Origin of the sequence: Pseudomonas sp. VS40 (genome assembly GCF_018587885.1) — a bacterium.
GTDB lineage: Bacteria > Pseudomonadota > Gammaproteobacteria > Pseudomonadales > Pseudomonadaceae > Aquipseudomonas > Aquipseudomonas pergaminensis.
This window is the reverse complement of the sequence record NZ_JAGYWD010000009.1, coordinates 198484-217104: the sequence shown is the minus strand read 5'-3', so window position 1 is coordinate 217104 and position 18621 is coordinate 198484. Positions and strand designations below refer to the sequence as shown.

Sequence of the window (18621 nt, the reverse complement as noted above, 5' to 3'; positions counted from 1 at the left end):
ATCATATAGACATCATTCTGTCGTGAAATGAAGGACTGCAGGTTTCAAGCCTGCGGTCCTTTTTTTTCGATCGAGATCGCCATGACCATGACCGAACAGCTGAATGCATTGGGCTCAATCCTGGCTCAAGGCAGTTTGCACAGCCTGTTCCAACCGATCATCTGCCTGTCTGAACGGCGCATTCTCGGCTACGAAGCCCTCAGCCGTGGCCCCTCCAACAGCCCGCTGCACTCCCCCGTCGCCCTGTTCTCGGTGGCCGGCCATGCCGGGCGCCTCAGCGAACTGGAAATGGCCTGTCGAGAAAGCGCCTGTCGACGCTTCAGCGAACAGAAGCTGCCGGGCAAGCTGTTCCTGAACATTTCGCCGGAATCCTTGATGGAAACCGCGCACCAACCGGGACGCACACTGCAACTGCTGCGCGACTTCGGCATTCCCCCCAGTCAAGTCGTGATCGAACTCACCGAACAAACGCCGACCGATGACTTCGACCTGCTGCAAACCGCCCTGCATCATTACCGTGACATGGGGTTTGCCATCGCACTCGATGACCTGGGCGCCGGGTATTCCAGCCTGCGACTGTGGTCGGAGCTGCGCCCGGATTACGTGAAGATCGACCGGCACTTTATCGATGGCATCCATCAGGACGCGCTCAAGCGCGAGTTCGTCGGCTCCATCCTGCAGATCGCCAAGGCTTCGCGTGCCCAGGTGATTGCCGAAGGCATTGAGTTGCCCGAGGAATTGGCGGTACTGACGGAGATGGGCGTAGACCTGGTCCAGGGCTACCTGCTCTGCCGACCGCAGGAGCAACCGCCACAGGAAGCACGCTTGATGCTGCCTAAGCCCGACAGCGCCAACGTGGCGCTGAATGATGAAGGCAGTGACCTTAGCGCCCTGCTCAGCGAACAACCGGCGATGGACCAGGACACCGCCACCGCCCAGGTGCTCGAAGCGTTCCGGCGCCAGGCCAACCTCAACTCCCTGGCGGTCCTGGATGGGCGTGGGCACCCGATCGGTATCGTGCACCGGCACTTGTTGTCGGACGCGCTGCTCAAGCCGTTCGCCACCGACCTGTTTGCGCGCAAGCCCATCAGCCGCTTGATGAGCACCGACTTCCTGGCGGTGGAGCTGAGCCAGTCCCTGCAACAGGTCAGCCGCTTGCTCACCAGCCGCGCGCGGCAACGTATCGAAGAAGATTTCATCATCACCCTCAATGGCGACTACTTGGGCCTTGGGCGGGTGATCGATGTGCTCAAGCTGATCACTGAATTGAAGATTCAACAGGCGCGCTACGCCAACCCGCTGACCCTGCTGCCGGGCAATGTGCCGATCCAGCAATGCCTGACTCGCCTGCTGCAACAACAGCGGGAGTCGGTGATCTGCTACGTGGATATCGACAGTTTCAAGCCGTTCAATGACATCTACGGCTATGGACGTGGGGATGAGGTGTTGTTGTGCCTGGCGCAGTGCCTGAACGACCGCGTCGATCCCAGCCGCGACTTTGTCGGGCATATCGGTGGCGATGACTTTTTACTGGTGCTCGGCCCGCAGGATTGGCGCAAGCGCCTCAACCAGCTGCTGGACGACTTCCACACCCAATGCCGACGCTTCTACCGCGCCGAGCACCTGGATGCTGGCTGTTTCGTGGCGCTGAACCGCCAGGGCGTGCGCCAGGAGTTTGCGCTGCTGTCGCTGTCCATCGGCGTGGTGCATTTGTATCCACAGGCCTGTGGACAACTCGATGCCAGCCAGTTGGCGGAACTGGCCTCGCAAGCCAAACACCATGCAAAGGACATGGCCGGCTACAGCATACATGTGATCGACAGCATGGACGCGCTAGCCCAGGCGCTTTAGGCCTCGGCGGATTCCGGATACTCGTATTCGAACACCCGCACCACTTCCGATGCATGCCAGGAGGCAGCGGCCACGCCATCCGACGGCCCACTGAAACGCCCCAGGCGCTCCACGCATTCAAAAAACCCGGTACGCGGCAAGCGGCTGGCCCCCTGGCTGATCACCAGCGAGCTGCGCAACGGCTGCTCGGCCTTGGCGTCCAGCGCCGCCAGGTGCTCCAGGGCGGCAGCCAGGGTTTGCATGGCCGGTGTGGGAAATTGCAGGCGCTCCAGCAGCGCACGGTAAGTCAGCAGATGGCGCTGGCGGCGCGCCTGGTCCAGTTCGTTGAGTAACCCATCCCAGTGTTGACGGCTGATACGTAGGCTCAAGATTCATCCCTCCAACCTGCAACGCCCAATTCCCAGGCCAGGCTGCGGCGGATCGCGGCATCCGGCTGGCGCTCACCACTTTCAATCAATCCAAGGTATGACGGGCTGATACCCACGGTACGCGCCAGGGTCTCGATCGCCAGGCCCTTGGCTTCGCGCAAGCCGCGCAGGTCTGCGAGCGGGCGCAGGTCCTGGTCGGGGACGGCTTGGGCAGTCGATGCAGACGGAAGTAGCGTTGGTTGTAGCTGACCGGCAGCTTTTAGCAGCGCCTGGTACTGGTCCCATGGCAACACCGCGTATTCGGGTTCGCCATTGCGTGAAATTATCTGAATATCCATGACTGCCCCGTAGGATAACTGCACTTACTTAGTAAGCTCTTTCCTTAGGAGTGTAATCCTAACAGCCACAAAGGTCGCAGGGGGATAGCCACGTCATGGGTTTTTTTGCGGGTTTTCCTTGGCCAGCAGCGCTGGCGTCGCAGGCAGGCGCTCAACCACGGCGAGCTTCTCCGGGCGTTGGGCGTCACGCCAGGTGCGAAAGGCCCTCAGTTCGCCTTCCAGGGTCTTCATGACCCATGCCAGCACGGCAATGTCATCGAGCATGCCGAACATCGGGATAAAGTCCGGGATCGCATCGATCGGGCTCAGGAAATACATCAGCCCCGCCACCACCGAGATCAGCGCCTTGGGGCTGATCGACCGGTATTCGCCGCGCCAGTAGGCCAGGCACAGGGCTTGGAGCAACTTGAGATCATCCTTGAGCTTGCCCAGCCGGTTGCCCTGGCTCGAGCCTTTGGCGGCGACCGCGAACAACAGCGTCGGCAAGCGCCCGCGACCCAGGAGGCGTGCGGCCATGGGCAGGAAACGGGTGAAATTGAAGGGTGGTTTCATGGGTCACTCCAGTTCCAGGCGACATAAAAGGTTATCCACACAAATTGTGGATAACCTTGTGAACAGAGCCTATTTTCTGGCCTGAAAGCCACGTAGTACAAGGCTTGCAGTCAGATCGGGCGTTTTTTGCGCACATAAAAAAAACCCAAGATTTCATTGACTTGGCATTGATGTGCGGCTACCCGTACTCGAGTCTTATATCAGACTGTTACCTGCCACAGACGTTCGTTTGGATCTGCACTGGCTTCAATGTGGGAGCTGGCTTACCTGCGACTGCGGCGTTTTGTCATAGAGGGCGGGCTGATCCACCGCTATCGCAGGTGAGCCAGCTCCCACATTTAGAAATGTGCACCTCCCAGAAACAACAACGCCCCGTCGAGACGGGGCGTTGTGTGTTCAGGCGCCGATTACTTCTTGGCGGCAGGTGCAGCAGGCGCTTCAGCCTTGGCTGGGTCCTTGATGGCCAGCAGCTCCAGGTCGAAAACCAGCACGGAGTTGGCTGGAATCGCCGGGCTCGGGCTCTGTGCGCCGTAGGCCAGGTCGGAAGGAATGTACAACTCGACCTTCTCGCCCACGTGCATCAGTTGCAGGCCTTCGACCCAACCCGGGATCACGCCGCTGACCGGCAGGTCAATCGGGCTACCGCGATCCACGGAGCTGTCAAAGGTAGTGCCGTTGGTGAGTTTGCCGGTGTAGTGCACAGTCACCACGTCAGTCGGCTTAGGCTGAGGGCCGTCGGCTTTCTTGACGATCTTGTACTGCAGACCGGAAGCGGTGGTGACGACGCCGTCTTTCTTGGCGTTGTCTTCGAGGAATTTCTTGCCGGCGGCTGCCGACTCTTCGCTCATTTTGGTCATGCGTTCTTCAGCACGCTTTTGCAGTGCGGCGAACGCTTCAACCAGTTCGTCGTCTTTGAGCTTCTGCTCTTTCTTGCCGACAGCATCTTCGATGCCTTGGGCTACTGCTTTGGAGTCCAGGTCATCCATGCCTTCTTGGGCAAGGCTCTTGCCCATGTTCAGGCCGATGCCGTAGGAAGCTTTCTGCGCCGGGGTTTTCAGCTCTACGCTGGTCTGCGAATCACAACCCGCAAGTACCAGGCTAACCAGGGCCACCGCCGCCGCCAACCGATGCTGTTTCATGCTATTTCCTTGTTCATGCGCCAAAAGGGCATTCGAATAAAGTCGCGAGCTTATCAGGCGGCCACGACCAATGGCTACCGGCATCTGAGCAGGAAACTTCTGATAAGTTCACGTGTTTAAAAGCATTTTCATTCATGATGTAGGCCCGCGACGGATCGCGGACCGCCTGTTCCCAGGCTCATGGCCACTTGCCGCACCCGTGGCGTGGTGGCATAACAGCGCTACACCTCGACAAGGCCGAGACAAGGATAGCCATCTTGCGCATTTTTTCCCGTGTTTTACTCCTGATACTCACTGTGCTGGGCATCGTCCTGGCTGTGGTGCTCTACTACACCGTCAACCCCAAGCTGCCGGATTACACGCCCGTGGAGCAGGTGCACTACCAGGACCAATGGAGTGCCGCCGACCGCCAGACCTATTACTTCACGCCCCAGGGCACCCAAGTGAAAGGCCTGCACTACGATTGGTTCACCGCCCTGGAACTGCCGTTTTCCGAGCGACGCTTCGCCGCGCCGGAGTACCTGGCGCGCTTCGGTTTCCTGGTCGACCCCAAACAAGTGCCCACCACGCAAAACCCTGGCAACCTGCCCGTGGGTTTCGCCCGGCATAAAAACCCCGGCAGTAACGTCGACTACCTGGACATCACCTGCGCCGCCTGCCATACCGGCGAACTACGTTTCAAAGGCCAGGCCCTGCGCATCGACGGCGGCTCGGCCCAACACGTGCTGCCCTCCAGCGTCCCGACCCTGCGCGGCGGCAGTTTTGGCCAGGCCCTGGTCGCCAGCCTTGCCGCCACCTATTACAACCCGTGGAAGTTCGAGCGCTTCGCGCGCCACGTGCTGGGGGATCGCTATGACGCAGAGCACACACAACTGCGCCAGGACTTCAAGCAGTCGCTGAACCAGTTCCTCAAGGTGGCCTGGAACGATACCCACCGTGGCCTCTACCCCACCGAAGAAGGCCCTGGCCGCACCGACGCCTTTGGCCGTATCGCCAATGCCAGTTTTGGCGATGCCATTTCCCCGGACAATTATCGCGTCGCCAATGCCCCCGTGGACTACCCGCACTTGTGGGATATCTGGACCTTCGACTGGGTGCAATGGAACGGCTCGGCCCAGCAGCCCATGGCACGCAACATTGGTGAAGCCTTGGGTGTGGGCGCGACGCTGACCTTTTTCGACGCCGCCGGCCAGCCGCTCCAGGGCGATGCGCGTTACCCGTCCAGTGTTCGGGTGCGCGACCTCAACCTGATCGAAGAAACCCTGCAACGCCTCAAGCCACCGACCTGGCCCGAGGACCTGTTCGGCGCCATCGACAAGCCCCTCGCCGCCCAAGGCCGCGCGCTGTTTGCCGAAAACTGCGCCGGCTGCCACGTGCCCAGCATCACCCAGGAAAATGGCCGCCCGGTGCAGGCCCTCAAAATGCTGCCCGTGGACTACATCGGCACCGACCCCGGCACCGCCAGCAACATTGCCGACCAACGCTACGACCTCAGCGCCCTGCAATGGGACCCGGCGGAACTGGCCAGGCTCAACGTCGAGTTGCACCCCACCCCGACCGAGCCGCTGGACCTGAAAAAGATGTCCGTGGCCAAGGGCCTCGCCTACGTCACAGCCTTCGTCGAAGCGCACGCCTACCGCGCCGCCGGCGTGACCCCGGCCGAGCGCCCGCGCCTGGACGGTTACGGCCTGCCCATCGGCGTACGCGAGTTGCGCGCCTACAAGGCACGGCCGCTGGCTGGCGTGTGGGCCACCCCGCCGTTCCTGCATAACGGCTCGGTGCCGACGATCTACCAGTTGCTCTCGCCCCAGGACGAGCGCAGCACCACCTTCTATAAAGGCACGTTCAACTACGACCCGCGTCATCTCGGCTTCGAGACCGAGGCGTTCAAGAATGCCTTCCTGTTCGACACCCGGATCACCGGCAACCACAACAGCGGCCACGAATTCCGTGCTGGCGCTCGTGGCAACGGCGTCATCGGCCGTGGCCTGCTGCCGCAGGAACGCTGGGCGCTACTGGAATACCTCAAAGTGCTGGGCGGCCCGCTGGAGCAACAACTGCCATGATGATTCGATCCCGATACGACCAACCCTCCCTGCTTGCCCGCCTCTGGCTGCGCATCGGCGCGTTCCTGGGCAAGGCCTTGCTGTGGCTGGTGGGCCTCGGCCTGCTTGGCTGGCTAGCCGCTAGCGCCTGGTACGCCTGGCAGCACAGCGGCCCGGTGTCGCCGAACGAGCAGATTCCGCCCGGCGAGGCCGCCATGACCCAGGGCATCATCCAGACGGCGGTGCGCATCGTTGACCAACACCGCGAAGGCACACGCTACCTGCGCGATGCCCACGCCAAGGCCCATGGCTGCGTGAAGGCCGAAGTCAACGTGCTGGCCGATCTGGACCCGGCATTGCGCCAGGGTGTGTTCGCCGAGCCGGGCAAGACCTGGCAGGCGCTGATACGGCTGTCCAACGGCAACGCCTATCCGCAGTTCGACAGCATTCGTGATGCACGGGGCATGGCCCTCAAGCTGCTGGACGTGCCGGGCAAGCAACTGCTGGCCGACCAGCAGACACGCACGGAACAGGACTTCGTGATGTTCAGCCACCCGAACTTCTTTGTCAGTGATGTGGCGGAATACGCACAGAACATCGGCGCCCAGGCGGATGGCAAAAAAGTACTGGCGTTCTTCCCCAAAGTCGACCCGCGCAGCTGGCAAGTGCGCCACTTGTTCATCGCCCTGGCCACCTTGGCGCCGGCCCCGGCCAGCCCGACGCAGACCACGTACTTTTCGGTCTCGCCCTACAAGTTTGGCGCGGCCAACGCCAAGTTCCGTGTCGCGCCTGATCCGCAAAGCTGCCCGGAGTATGTGTTGCCAAAGCAGAATCAGGACCTGCCGAATTTCCTGCGCAGTGCCTTGAGCCAGCAGTTGTCTACCGATCGCGTGCCGGCGTGTTTCGTGCTGCAGATCCAGCGGCAGAACCCGCAGAAATTCATGCCCATCGAAGACACCAGCATCGAGTGGAAGGAAAGCGACGCGCCGTATGAGACGGTGGCCAAGGTGCGGATCCCGGCGCAGGACTTCGATACCCCCGAGCAGAACCTGGCGTGCGACAACCAGTCGTTCAACCCCTGGTTCGGCGTAGCAGAGCATCGCCCCATCGGCGGCATCAACCGCTTGCGCAAGGCGGTGTATGAAGCGGTCAGCGATTACCGCCACAGCCGCAACGCCCCGTAAAAAGTGCGTAACAATAGGCCCGCCCGCATAAGGATTGCGTCGGGTCTATTGAGCCGCTTTCTCCCCGCCTCTACCGTGAAGACCTACTTCATCACCTGTAGGAAACCACCGTGGAAAGCTCAACCCTCGGCATGCTCGTACTCACCCTGATTGCAGTGTTCGGCACCGCGTCTTTTTGTTTCGAGCACTTGGCGACGCGTCAGACCCGCAAGAAAAAAACCGGCCAACGTTGACCTTCAGCCAGATCACTCGACCTCGGCAGCCTTGGCCAGTAACCATTGACGAAAACTGCGCGCAGCCGACGGCGGGTTGCGGTGGTGGGGTTGCATCAGATGCAGGCGGCCCCGGCTGTGCATGGTGTGAGGCAAGGCCATTTGCAGGCGCCCGGACGCCAGATCGTCTTCCAGCAGACTCTTCCAGCCCAGTGCGACGCCGTGGCCCATCACCGCCGACTGCATCAGCAGTTGATAGCTGTTGGTACGCAATGCATGGCGCGGGGTGTAGTAGTCGGCGCCGGCGTCGGCGAACCAGTCGGTCCAGGTCAGCCAGTCATGGTAGTGGTCCTCGACGATCAACAAGGTGTGAGCGTGCAACAAGTGGTGCAGATCGCGAATCGGGCCGTGGCGTTCAATGTAGCCGGGGCTGCACACGGTGATGACCTGCTCGCTGTCGAACACCGGCGACAACTCCAGGCCAAGGGGCGCGGCCAGTTCATCCAGGTGATAGAACAGGCCCAGGTCATATTCGCTGACGTCCAGGTGGCTGGGGCTTTCGCTGCACAGGATGCGGATGTCCAGGTCCGGGTGCTCGCGCTGGAACTGCGGTAACAGGCCGGCGAGCCAGATCGAACTGATGGTGGGCGTGCTGGCCAGGGTCAGTTGGCGGTCGGCGCCACGCCGGCGCAACTCGGCAGACTCACGGTCGAGCTCACGCAACAGACGCTGGATGGTGCGGAAATATCGGACCCCGGCGGGTGTCAGGCTCAGGCCCTGGGCCAGCCGGTAAAACAGCGGGCGGGCCAGGTCTTCTTCGAGGCGCTTGACCTGGCGGCTGACCGCACTCTGGGTCAGGTTCAGCTCATGGGCCGCCTGGGTAAAGCTCAAATGGCGGGCAGCCGCCTCGAAGGTCTGCAGGCAGTTGAGGGGCGGAAGATCGACGTTTCGGCGCGACATGAGCAGGTCCATTGGCAGTCACGGGCCTGGGTTTGCCCAGGCCCGCAGAGATCACGTTGGCAGGCATCCTGCCAGTTGCCCGCTCACAGCGCGACCCTGGCCACGCGTTTACTCCATTGCCGACGGTGTTCCAACTGGCCGTTTTCCCAGGCGGTCTGCTCCGCTTCGATGTAGAACCACTCGGCATCGGCGTGCACGCTCAGCAGGCTTTCCACTTCCACGGCCCACTGGTCACGGCCCACGCGGTAGTGCCACTGAATATCGGCACGCGTCGACAGCGGGTCCCAGGGCAAGGTGCGGTATTGCTCGGTGCAACGCTGGTCCACCGACAGGCCGTGGTCGATAAAACGCACCGCGCCCAGGTCATCCTCGATTTTGACGCAGACTTCACCACTGCCGACATCTTCGATCAACGTGCGTTTCGGCGCGGCGGCGCGCAGGACTTCCATGGCGACCGGGGTCGCCGCCTGTGGCGCTTCGAACGGGCAGTCCACCGCCTTGCCGTTGAATACCGGCAGTTGCAGGCTTTGCAGCGTCGGCAGCAAGGTCAGGGTGGTCAGCTCGCGACTCGGCCACAGCAGCGGAAAACTCGCGGTGCTCAACGCCAGGCGTAAACGGTAGCCGGTGGGTAGGCGCATGCCGATGTGATCGAGGTTTAACTGCACGTCCATCGGTTCATTCGGAACTACAGGTGTTACGTGGGAAAGGTCCTCGCGCAGCGTGAGATTGAGCACGCCGTAGCTGATCTGCGTGACGTGGCCCTCCGGGGATACTGCGTTCAACCGGGCCACCAACTGACCACAGGATGTGTCACTGGCCACGCGCAGCTTGAGGCGCGCATCACCGAGCAGCGCCAAAGGTTCGGTCAAGGGTTGGGAGTCAAAGCACAGCGAGTGGGCATCATCACGGCGCTGGTCCGTCGGGCCATCGGGGCCAAACCAGATCGCGCAGTATTCACCCTGGTGCAGGCCGGTGGTCAGCGGCGAGCAAATGCTGCGCGGTGCGGCCAAAGGTTGGATGCCAGCATTCAAGCCGTGTTCGCCGAGGCTGAAATCGCGCCATTGCACCTGCGGATCCGGCCAGCCCGCTGTCTGCACCCAGATACCCGGCCGTTCAGCGTAACTGCCCTTCGGCGGCAGAACATCCTGTAGGTAAAAAGTGCAGGCTGCGTCATCCATCACCCCGTTATCGACGCCCTTGAGCCAGTGATCCCACCAGCGTTTGGCTTCTTGCAGAAAGCCGATGGCCGGATTGGGCACGGCGAAATGCGGGTATTTATGAATCCAAGGACCGATCATGGCCTTCTTCGGCCCCGGCAGGTTTTCCATCAGGCGCGAAACGGTATTGCGGTAGGCATCGCCCCACCCGCCCACGGCATAGACCGCTGCCTTGATCTTCGAATAGTCCTCGCACACCGAGCCATGGCGCCAGTAGTCATCACGGGTCTGGTGCTGCAGCCAGGTCTCGGCGAGCAACGGCATGGCGTCCAGGCGTTGGTGCCAGAGATCTTTCCAGCCATCGCCGACCAGCACAGGATCGGGCACGGCAGCGCTGAAGTTGAGCATGGTGGCGGCCCAGCCGAAGTTCTCCATCAGCAGGTTGCCGCCCTTGTAATGAATGTCGTCGGCAAAGCGGTCATCGGTGGAGCACAGGGTGATGATCGCCTTCAGCGCCTCGGGCTGGCGCGCCGCGACTTGCAGGCCGTTGAAGCCGCCCCAGGAGATGCCCATCATGCCGACATTGCCATCGCACCAGGGTTGCTGGCACAGCCAGTCGATCACTTCGAGGGCGTCTTCCTGTTCCTGCAGCAGGTATTCATCGGCCATCAACCCCTGGGATTCGCCATTGCCACGCATATCCACACGCACACACACATAGCCCTGCCCCGCCATCCACGGATGGGTCAGCGCATCACGCACGGCAGTGCCATCGCGCTTGCGGTACGGCAGGTATTCCAGGATCGCCGGGAAGGCCTGCGAGCCGGCGACTTCGGGCAGCCAGATACGGGCAGCCAGTTGGGTGCCGTCCTTCAAGGGGATCAGGCAGTGCTCGATTTCACGGACCTTATAGGCAAACTCGGTAACGATTTCCATCGGTAACTCCAAACGCGTTTATTGCGAACAAACGGCTCCCCCACGCCCGCAGGGGAGCGCGTGGGGAGGCACACAAGGTGGTTGGGTCTAGCGGGCAAATTCCGCCACGGGGCTGGTGCCGCGCAGCTCGGGCTCGGTGGCCGGCCGGACGTTTTTCACATCGAGCAGCGCCGGGTTCTTCAGCCAGAAGATCAACGAGGTACTGGCCAGCAACACCAGGATCATGCCCGGCAAGCCGCCGAGGTTGGAGAGCATCTTCACCCCGTCGATGCCGACAAACGCGACCATCACCCACGAGACCGAGCCGATGATCAGGCCCCAGACAATCTTCAGCAGCGGGTTGCCGTCCAGGTCGGAATCGGCGGTCACGCCTTTGCTGCACAGGTTGGCGATCACGTCGGTGCTGGAGTCGGCCGCGGTGACGAAAGAGATGAACGCGACAAACAGCAGGAACGCGATCATCAGGCCGCTGGCCGGCAATTGCTGGAACATCTGGTACAGCACGTGCTCCACGCCCTGCTCGTTCAACACCCGGTTGAGGCTGCCGTCGCCCAGCGCATCGAAGTACAGGCTGGTGCCGGAGAAGATGCAGATCCACACCGCCGTGAACAACGCCGGGTAGAGCATGTTGATATGGATGAATTCACGCACGGTATAGCCACGGCCGATCTTGCCGAGGAACAGCGCACTCACCGGCGCCCAGGCAAACCACACCGACCAGTAGAACACCGTCCAACTGTACGGCCAGGTGTCGCCACTGGCGGCGCCGGTGAACAGGCTGCGGCTGAAGAAGGTGTCGAGGTACACGCCAAGGGACTCGACGCCGAGGCTGAACATGTACAAGGTCGGCCCGCACAGCAGCACGAACATCCCCAGGGCCAGCATGATCCAGGTGTTGAACGAGGACAGCATCACAATGCCTTTTTGCAGGCCGCTGGCGGCCGAGGCGACAAAGGTGATGACGATGATCGCAATGATGATAGCCAAGCGAAACGGTGTGGTTTCACCGCCAATGTACTGGGCCAGGCCACCGGCCAGGGTCAGCGCACCCGTGCCCAGGGACGAGGCCATGCCGGCCACCAGCGCGAACATCGCCAGGGTGTCGATCAGCCCGGCGTAGCGCTTGACCCGCGCGGCCCCCAGCAGCGGCTCAAGCATGGCGCCGATGGAGAAGTTGCTGCGACGGTTATAGAACACCAGCGCAAACACCAGCGAGGGCACCAGGTAGATGGCGTAGGGCGTGATGGTCCAGTGCAGGAACATCGTCGACATGGCAAAGCTCTTGGCCGCCGAGCTGCCCGCTTCGATTGGCTGGCTGGTGGGTGGGCCGTACAGGTGATAGAGCGGTTCGGCGGTGGTCCAGAACAGCACGCCCACTGCCAGCGTGGTGCACAGCGCCACCATGAACCAACGCCATTTGCTCAGCAGGGGCTGGGCGTCTTCACCGCCGATGCGCACCTTGCCCAGCGCGGAGAAGTAGACGATAGCGGTCAGCACGACCATCGCAAACGAGCCGGCGCTGAACAGCCAAGAGAAGTTTTTCAGGATCAGGTTGTTAAGCTGTTTGCTGACCGCCAGGAAGGCATTCAGGTCGACGTAGCTGGCGATCACCGCCGCCAGCAGAATCAGGAAAGTTGGCCAGAACACCAACGGACGCAGTGGATATTTCATGTAGAGCCATTCCCCTTGCAGACTATTTTTATGTGAATGAGCGGGTACGGCAGCATCCTGCTGCCAGTCACTCGCCTGGAAGTCTTCGCGTGGCTATTAATAAACGTTTAAGCGGCCGAGGGCGCAATCAACCAATGTGCATGGGGGTATTCCCTCACGTCATGGCGCACCAGCACAGTTCAGGGCAACTAGGCAGTGCACAATGGCAAGGCGCCAGGAGGATAAATCGCGGACGAAAAAAAGCCCGCTCAATGAGCGGGCTTCTTGTGGTGACCTGGCGTTCAGCGTTCCAGGTAACCGAATATGGCGCAGCGGACGGGACTCGAACCCGCGACCCCCGGCGTGACAGGCCGGTATTCTAACCGACTGAACTACCGCTGCGCGTAACACATGAAGCGAATGGTGGGTGATGACGGGATCGAACCGCCGACCCTCTGCTTGTAAGGCAGATGCTCTCCCAGCTGAGCTAATCACCCTTCGTTTCGGTGTGGGCGGCATCATACACTAAAAATCCGCAATGTCTTGATTTAAATGCACTTTATTTGAAATATTTTCTCGTCCAGAGCAAACCCCAGCAAAAACGGGCTTCTGCGCCCTCAAACGCGAGTCTATTGCGTTTACCCGTGGCTTGGCCGCACAATTAAAAACCATTCTCAATAACGCCTGAGCCACGCCTATGTCTGTGGGTGAACCGCCATTCCAACGGGAAATTACCCAGCTCTACAGCGAGCATCATGGCTGGCTGCTCACCTGGCTGCGCCGCAAACTGGGCTGCCGGCAGAACGCAGCCGACCTGGCGCAGGATACCTTTGCACGCATTCTGAACGCGCGCGAGTCTGTCGCCGGCATTCGCGAGCCCCGGGCGTATTTGAGCACCACCGCCAGGCGCCTGCTCATCGACCAGGCGCGGCGCAAGCAGATCGAACAGGCCTACCTGCAGGAACTGGCCCTCACCGTGGACGCGCTGGAAGGGTTTCAATCCCCGGAGCAGATCCACACCACCCTCGAAGCCCTCGAACAGATCGCGTTTATCCTGGAAGGCATGCACGAATATTCGCGCCAGGCATTCGTGCTGTATTACCTCGAAGAAATGACCCAACAGCAAATCGCCCGACAGCTCAAGTTGTCGGAACGCACCGTGCGCAAATACCTGATCAAGGCGCTCATGCATTGCGGCCACAGTATGGACACTGATTGAGCATGCCGGACGCCCACCCACAGATCGAACAACAAGCGGCCGAATGGCTGCTGCGCCTGCACGACGGCGAACTGAACGAGGCCCAGCGACTGGCGTTCGAGTGCTGGAAACAGCAAAGCCCGCAACACGCCGCAGCGGCCGCCCGCATGGAAGCCGTTATCGCCCGCATGCAGGCACTGCGTGGCAAAAAAGCCCCGGCACGGGCGGCGCTGAACGCAGCCTTTGCCCAGCCCAAAAACCGTCGACGCAAAAACGCCGTGCGCGCGCTGGTAGTGGCCTGCAGCCTGGCGATTCCGGCAGCGGCGTTGTTGGTCAGCCCTTATCCGCAGCAATGGATGGCCGATGTGCGCAACGGGCCAAGCCAATGGCAAACCCTGCAACTGGCGGATGGCTCAACGCTGACCCTCAACGGTATCAGCGCGGCAAATCTGCATTTCGATAGCAAACAACGCCGTATCGAATTGCTGCAAGGCGAAATCCTGGTGCAGGTGGCCCACGACACCACGCGGCCGTTTGTCGTGCAGACGCCTCAAGGCACCCTGCGAGCGCTGGGCACACGGTTTGTGGTCAAGCGAGACGGTGATGTCACCGTGCTGAGCATGCTCGAATCCCGCGTGGCCGCACACAGTGCCAACGGCGAGCAGACGCTGGAAGTCGACGCAGGCTCACAAGCCTTGATGCGTTCCAGCGACGTTCGCCTGGCCGGCACTGTCGACCCGACCAGCATCAACGAAGCCTGGCGTCGCCATCAACTGGTCGTGGAGAACAAGCCATTGCCCGAGGTCCTGGACGAAATCGCCCGGCATCGCGCCGGCCGCGTGCAATTTGATCGCCGTGCGCTGCAAGGCCTGCGAGTGTCTGCCGTGATCCCGCTGGATAACAGCGACCATGCCTTGCAATTACTCGCGCAAACCTTGCCGATCCAGGTGCAGGCCTTCACCCCTTGGTTGATCGTGGTAAGCCCCGAGACACCGCCCAATAAATAATTATTCGCATTTGCTTCCGGTTTTTTCGAGGCTGCCCGTCAAGGAAGGTAATTCGACACATAAAGGACTGCCTTCACCATGCACACCCCTTCCTACCCGCGCGGACGCTTTCGGCTCCTGAAAAGCGCGCCGCTGTCCCTGGCCATGCTCACCGCCACTACGCTGAACATCAGCATGGCCCAAGCCGATGCCGTCAGCGTTGCAGCCCAGACCTACGACATCCCCGCCGGGCCGCTGGGCAGTTCGCTCAACCGCTTCGCCCAGCAGGCCGGTGTGGCGATCGTGTTCCAGTCCCACGAACTGGAAGGCCTCAAAGGCCCAGGCCTGAAAGGCAATTACGCGATCCAGGACGGTTTCGACAGGTTGTTGCAAGGCAGCGGCTACCGCGCGGTAAAAGGTGATCAGGTCTATGCCCTGCAACCCGCCCCCACCGCCGGCGACGGCAGCCTGGAACTGAGCCCGACCCAGGTCAGCGGCAACCAACTCGGCAACGTCACCGAAGACACCGGTTCCTACACGCCCGGCACGATCGCCACCGCCACGCGGATGGTGCTGACACCCAAGGAAACCCCACAGTCGGTATCGGTGGTCACCCGCCAGCACATGGATGATTTCGGCCTGAACAACGTCGATGACGTGATGCGCCACACACCCGGCATCACCGTTTCAGCCTTCGACACCGAGCGTACCAACTACTACGCCCGGGGCTTCTCGATCAATAACTTCCAATACGACGGCATTCCGTCCACGGCGCGCAACGTCGCTTACTCGGCGGGCAACACCCTGAGCGACATGGCGATCTATGACCGTGTCGAAGTGCTCAAGGGCGCCACCGGCCTGCTCACTGGCGCGGGTTCGCTGGGCGCGACGATCAACCTGGTGCGCAAGAAGCCCACCGCCGACTTCAAGGGGCATGCGACCCTCGGGGCCGGTTCCTGGGACAATTACCGTAGCGAGCTGGATGTCAGCGGCCCCATGACCGAAAGCGGCAACGTGCGTGGCAGGGCCGTAGCGGCCTACCAGGACAAACATTCGTTCATGGACCACTACTCGCGCCAGAGCCCGACGTACTACGGCATCATGGAGTTCGACCTGTCACCCGATACCCTGCTCACGGTCGGCGGTGACTATCAAGACACGCTGCCAAAGGGCTCTTCGTGGTCGGGCAGTTTCCCGTTGATCAACTCCAGAGGCGACAGCAATAGCGTCAAGCGCTCGTTCAACAACGCTGCCGACTGGAGCAGTTGGGAGCAATACACACGCACCGTATTTGCCATGCTCGAACACGACCTGGGCAATGGCTGGGTGACCAAGCTGCAACTGGATCACAAGATCAACGGCTACCACGCCCTGATGGGCTCGATCCAGGGTGACCAGCCGCAGCCCGACGGCACCGCGCAACTCACCTCGGGCAAGTACACCGGGGAAACCGTCAGCGATTCCGCCGACCTGTACGTGAGCGGTCCCTTCAGCCTGGGCGGTCGCGAACATGAACTGGTGCTGGGCGGTTCTATCAGCGCCTCGGAATGGAAAGGCAAGGGCTACTGGAACCTCTCCCCCAATATCGTCGACTTCAATAACTGGCACGGCCACGCCACGATACCGGACTGGGGCCGCGCGCAATCACTGACCGACGACACCGTGCGCCAGACAGGCGCTTATGTGACTACCCGCCTGAACCTCGCCGACGACCTCAAGCTGCTGCTGGGCGGGCGTGTGGTCAACTATCAGGTCACGGGCTACAACCCCAACTACCGTGAGTCCGGGCGTTTCGTCCCTTACATCGGTGCAGTGTACGACCTCAACGACACCTATTCGGTCTACGCCAGCTACACCGATATCTTCATGCCGCAGGAGAATTACAACCGCGATCGAGACAACAAGCTGCTTGAGCCGGACGAAGGCCAGAACTGGGAACTGGGCATGAAAGCCGACTTTTTCGACGGTCGCTTGAACGCCAGCGCGGCTTACTTTGAAATCCACGAATCCAATCGCGCACTGTCGGATGACGAGTACAACAACCAGACGCCCATCCCGAACAACTACGCCTACAAGAGCAGCAAGGCCGTCACCAAAGGTTATGAGCTGGAAATGTCCGGCGAGATTGCCCCTGGCTGGCAACTCCAGGCCGGCTACACCCACAAGGTGGTGCGCGACGACAAGGACGAGAAGATCTCCACCTTCGAACCTGAAGATCAGGTCAAGCTGTTCACCACCTACAAGCTCAAGGGCAACCTGGACAAGCTGACCGTCGGCGGTGGCGTGCGCTGGCAAAGCGTGGGCTGGCAGGACATCTACAACAACCCGCACAGCCAATACGAAGAGTTCTCCCAGGATGCCTATTGGCTGGTGGACCTGATGACCAAATATCAGGTCAGCAAAAACCTGTCGGCCACGCTGAACGTCAACAACCTGTTCGACAAGCACTACTACACCAACATCGGCTTCTATAACTCCGCCGCTTACGGCGAGCCGCGCAACTTCATGGTGACCACCCGCTGGGATTTCTAGCCCCCAATAAAAAACGCCGCCGATCATTGAAAATGATCGGCGGCGTTTTTATCGGCTTTTGCAAAGCCCAGACAGCAAAAAGCCCGCTCAATGAGCGGGCTTCCTGTGGTGACCTGGCGTTCAGCGTTCCAGGTAACCGAATATGGCGCAGCGGACGGGACTCGAACCCGCGACCCCCGGCGTGACAGGCCGGTATTCTAACCGACTGAACTACCGCTGCGCGTAACACATGAAGCGAATGGTGGGTGATGACGGGATCGAACCGCCGACCCTCTGCTTGTAAGGCAGATGCTCTCCCAGCTGAGCTAATCACCCTTCGTTTCGGTGTGGCGCGCATTCTACGGAGCGACCCTGGGTCTGGCAAGCACTTTCTTAAATCTTTTTTTTGATAGCTTCCAATGGCTTAGGCAGGGTTGGCCTGGGGCGTTATCAAGACAATAATGCCCCCCTTTGTATAAAGGAGAGACTCACCCCATGTGGTTCAAGAACCTGCTTATCTATCGCCTGACCCAAGATCTGCCTGTTGATGCCGAGGCGTTGGAAGCGGCCATGGCCACCAAACTGGCGCGCCCGTGTGCAAGCCAGGAGTTGACCACTTACGGTTTCGTCGCGCCTTTTGGTAAAGGTGAAGACGCTCCCCTGGTTCACGTCAGCGGTGACTTCCTGCTGATCGCCGCGCGCAAGGAAGAACGTATCCTGCCGGGCAGCGTGGTGCGTGACGCACTGAAAGAGAAAGTCGAAGAGATCGAGGCCGAGCAAATGCGCAAGGTCTATAAGAAGGAACGCGACCAGATCAAGGATGAAATCATCCAGGCTTTCCTGCCCCGCGCCTTTATCCGTCGCTCGTCGACCTTCGCGGCCATCGCGCCGAAACAAGGCCTGATCCTGGTCAACTCCGCCAGCCCGAAACGCGCCGAAGACTTGCTGTCGACCCTGCGTGAAGTGATCGGCACCCTGCCCGTTCGCCCACTGACGGTAAAAACCGCACCGACGGCGGTCATGACCGACTGGGTCACCACCCAGAAGCCGGCCGATGACTTCTTCGTCCTCGACGAGTGCGAACTGCGCGACACCCACGAAGACGGCGGCATCGTGCGCTGCAAGCGCCAGGACCTGACCGGCGAAGAGATCCAGCTGCACCTGACCACCGGCAAAGTCGTGACCCAACTGGCCCTGGCCTGGCAGGACAAGCTGTCCTTCATGCTCGACGATAAAATGACCGTCAAGCGCCTGAAGTTCGAAGACCTGCTGCAAGACCAGGCCGAACAGGACGGCGGTGAAGAAGCCCTGGGCCAACTGGATGCCAGCTTTACCCTGATGATGCTGACGTTTGGCGACTTCTTGCCGGCGCTGGTTGAAGCATTGGGCGGTGAAGAGACTCCGCAGGGTATCTAAACCGTGTGAAATTCAAAATGTGGGAGGGGGCTTGCCCCCGATAGCATTCTGTCAGTTAAAACACCTATGACTGACAGACTGCAATCGGGTGCAAGCCCCCTCCCACATTTGATCGAAT

15 protein-coding genes and 4 tRNA genes are annotated in these 18621 nt (G+C 60.9%); 8 read left to right on the top strand and 11 right to left on the bottom strand.

Annotated features, from left to right (window positions below; genetic code table 11):
• The first annotated feature begins 81 nt into the window (after window positions 1-81).
• Window positions 82-1851: a bifunctional diguanylate cyclase/phosphodiesterase gene (locus KHP07_RS24765; RefSeq protein ID WP_078050889.1), complete on the top strand. Its 1770-nt coding sequence runs from the start codon at window positions 82-84 to the stop codon at window positions 1849-1851.
• Here KHP07_RS24765 and KHP07_RS24760 read toward each other — a convergent pair.
• From KHP07_RS24760 to bamJ, 4 genes are all read right to left on the bottom strand, one after another.
• Window positions 1848-2219, bottom strand: coding sequence for a hypothetical protein (locus tag KHP07_RS24760; protein WP_005786715.1), 372 nt, complete (start codon window positions 2217-2219; stop codon window positions 1848-1850). The two genes, KHP07_RS24765 and KHP07_RS24760, sit on opposite strands and share 4 nt — an antisense overlap.
• The gene (locus tag KHP07_RS24755) at window positions 2216-2557 is read right to left on the bottom strand and encodes a helix-turn-helix domain-containing protein (RefSeq protein ID WP_078047693.1); all 342 of its coding nucleotides are present in this window, start codon (window positions 2555-2557) and stop codon (window positions 2216-2218) included. The genes KHP07_RS24760 and KHP07_RS24755 overlap by 4 nt, the downstream gene beginning before the upstream one ends.
• Window positions 2558-2650: 93 nt before the next feature.
• Entirely contained in the window at window positions 2651-3109 is a 459-nt protein-coding gene (locus KHP07_RS24750; protein WP_214498178.1) for a YkvA family protein, read from the bottom strand.
• A gap of 407 nt (window positions 3110-3516) precedes the next feature.
• A complete protein-coding gene (gene bamJ, locus KHP07_RS24745) occupies window positions 3517-4248 on the bottom strand; it encodes a BamJ family beta-barrel-assembly machinery protein (protein WP_078047691.1) in 732 nt (243 codons plus the stop codon).
• A 257-nt stretch (window positions 4249-4505) separates the two neighbouring features.
• On the opposite strand from bamJ, the gene KHP07_RS24740 reads away from it, so the two are divergent.
• The 3 genes from KHP07_RS24740 to KHP07_RS29730 all read left to right on the top strand — a co-directional run bounded on the left by KHP07_RS24740 (window position 4506) and on the right by KHP07_RS29730 (window position 7710).
• Window positions 4506-6314: a di-heme-cytochrome C peroxidase gene (locus KHP07_RS24740; protein WP_214498177.1), complete on the top strand. Its 1809-nt coding sequence runs from the start codon at window positions 4506-4508 to the stop codon at window positions 6312-6314.
• The gene (locus KHP07_RS24735) at window positions 6311-7477 is read left to right on the top strand and encodes a catalase family protein (protein ID WP_214498176.1); all 1167 of its coding nucleotides are present in this window, start codon (window positions 6311-6313) and stop codon (window positions 7475-7477) included. The genes KHP07_RS24740 and KHP07_RS24735 overlap by 4 nt, the downstream gene beginning before the upstream one ends.
• Before the next feature lie 110 nt (window positions 7478-7587).
• Complete coding sequence (locus tag KHP07_RS29730; RefSeq protein WP_256572963.1) at window positions 7588-7710, top strand: hypothetical protein; 123 nt, start codon at window positions 7588-7590, stop codon at window positions 7708-7710.
• A gap of 12 nt (window positions 7711-7722) precedes the next feature.
• Here KHP07_RS29730 and KHP07_RS24730 read toward each other — a convergent pair whose 3' ends face one another.
• The 5 genes from KHP07_RS24730 to KHP07_RS24710 all read right to left on the bottom strand — a co-directional run bounded on the left by KHP07_RS24730 (window position 7723) and on the right by KHP07_RS24710 (window position 12889).
• Window positions 7723-8649 carry a LysR substrate-binding domain-containing protein gene (locus KHP07_RS24730; RefSeq protein ID WP_078047688.1) on the bottom strand — a complete coding sequence of 309 codons (927 nt, stop codon included), beginning with the start codon at window positions 8647-8649 and terminating at the stop codon, window positions 7723-7725.
• An 83-nt stretch (window positions 8650-8732) separates the two neighbouring features.
• On the bottom strand, window positions 8733-10742 hold the full coding sequence (locus tag KHP07_RS24725) for a CocE/NonD family hydrolase (protein ID WP_214498175.1): 2010 nt from the start codon (window positions 10740-10742) through the stop codon (window positions 8733-8735).
• Between the two features lie 87 nt (window positions 10743-10829).
• Window positions 10830-12413 (bottom strand): BCCT family transporter, encoded by a 1584-nt coding sequence (locus tag KHP07_RS24720; protein WP_214498174.1) that lies wholly within the window; start codon window positions 12411-12413, stop codon window positions 10830-10832.
• Between the two features lie 304 nt (window positions 12414-12717).
• Window positions 12718-12794: transfer RNA gene (locus KHP07_RS24715), tRNA-Asp, on the bottom strand.
• A gap of 19 nt (window positions 12795-12813) precedes the next feature.
• A tRNA-Val gene (locus KHP07_RS24710) sits at window positions 12814-12889 on the bottom strand.
• Between the two features lie 200 nt (window positions 12890-13089).
• Between KHP07_RS24710 and KHP07_RS24705 the strand changes: the two genes are divergently transcribed.
• From KHP07_RS24705 to KHP07_RS24695, 3 genes are all read left to right on the top strand, one after another.
• The gene (locus tag KHP07_RS24705) at window positions 13090-13611 is read left to right on the top strand and encodes a sigma-70 family RNA polymerase sigma factor (RefSeq protein ID WP_078047685.1); all 522 of its coding nucleotides are present in this window, start codon (window positions 13090-13092) and stop codon (window positions 13609-13611) included.
• Window positions 13612-13613: 2 nt separating this feature from the next.
• Complete coding sequence (locus tag KHP07_RS24700) at window positions 13614-14597, top strand: FecR family protein (RefSeq protein WP_099494219.1); 984 nt, start codon at window positions 13614-13616, stop codon at window positions 14595-14597.
• A 78-nt stretch (window positions 14598-14675) separates the two neighbouring features.
• Window positions 14676-17108, top strand: coding sequence for a TonB-dependent siderophore receptor (locus KHP07_RS24695; RefSeq protein WP_214498173.1), 2433 nt, complete (start codon window positions 14676-14678; stop codon window positions 17106-17108).
• Window positions 17109-17251: 143 nt separating this feature from the next.
• Here the strand turns inward: KHP07_RS24695 and KHP07_RS24690 are convergent.
• Both KHP07_RS24690 and KHP07_RS24685 read right to left on the bottom strand, forming a co-directional pair.
• Window positions 17252-17328 (bottom strand) — tRNA-Asp (locus KHP07_RS24690).
• A gap of 19 nt (window positions 17329-17347) precedes the next feature.
• Window positions 17348-17423: transfer RNA gene (locus tag KHP07_RS24685), tRNA-Val, on the bottom strand.
• 159 nt (window positions 17424-17582) lie between these two features.
• On the opposite strand from KHP07_RS24685, the gene rdgC reads away from it, so the two are divergent.
• On the top strand, window positions 17583-18503 hold the full coding sequence (gene rdgC / locus KHP07_RS24680) for a recombination-associated protein RdgC (protein ID WP_078047682.1): 921 nt from the start codon (window positions 17583-17585) through the stop codon (window positions 18501-18503).
• Window positions 18504-18621 lie beyond the last annotated feature (118 nt).

What these genes read in the sequence shown, in the direction of transcription:
- KHP07_RS24765 (WP_078050889.1), top strand. Translation starts at nt 82, where the DNA reads ATGACCATGACCGAACAGCTGAATGCATTGGGCTCAATCCTGGCTCAA.
- KHP07_RS24755 (WP_078047693.1), bottom strand. Translation starts at nt 2,557, where the DNA reads ATGGATATTCAGATAATTTCACGCAATGGCGAACCCGAATACGCGGTG.
- KHP07_RS24750 (WP_214498178.1), bottom strand. Translation starts at nt 3,109, where the DNA reads ATGAAACCACCCTTCAATTTCACCCGTTTCCTGCCCATGGCCGCACGC.
- bamJ (WP_078047691.1), bottom strand. Translation starts at nt 4,248, where the DNA reads ATGAAACAGCATCGGTTGGCGGCGGCGGTGGCCCTGGTTAGCCTGGTA.
- KHP07_RS24735 (WP_214498176.1), top strand. Translation starts at nt 6,311, where the DNA reads ATGATGATTCGATCCCGATACGACCAACCCTCCCTGCTTGCCCGCCTC.
- KHP07_RS24730 (WP_078047688.1), bottom strand. Translation starts at nt 8,649, where the DNA reads ATGTCGCGCCGAAACGTCGATCTTCCGCCCCTCAACTGCCTGCAGACC.
- KHP07_RS24725 (WP_214498175.1), bottom strand. Translation starts at nt 10,742, where the DNA reads ATGGAAATCGTTACCGAGTTTGCCTATAAGGTCCGTGAAATCGAGCAC.
- KHP07_RS24720 (WP_214498174.1), bottom strand. Translation starts at nt 12,413, where the DNA reads ATGAAATATCCACTGCGTCCGTTGGTGTTCTGGCCAACTTTCCTGATT.
- KHP07_RS24705 (WP_078047685.1), top strand. Translation starts at nt 13,090, where the DNA reads ATGTCTGTGGGTGAACCGCCATTCCAACGGGAAATTACCCAGCTCTAC.
- KHP07_RS24700 (WP_099494219.1), top strand. Translation starts at nt 13,614, where the DNA reads ATGCCGGACGCCCACCCACAGATCGAACAACAAGCGGCCGAATGGCTG.
- KHP07_RS24695 (WP_214498173.1), top strand. Translation starts at nt 14,676, where the DNA reads ATGCACACCCCTTCCTACCCGCGCGGACGCTTTCGGCTCCTGAAAAGC.
- rdgC (WP_078047682.1), top strand. Translation starts at nt 17,583, where the DNA reads ATGTGGTTCAAGAACCTGCTTATCTATCGCCTGACCCAAGATCTGCCT.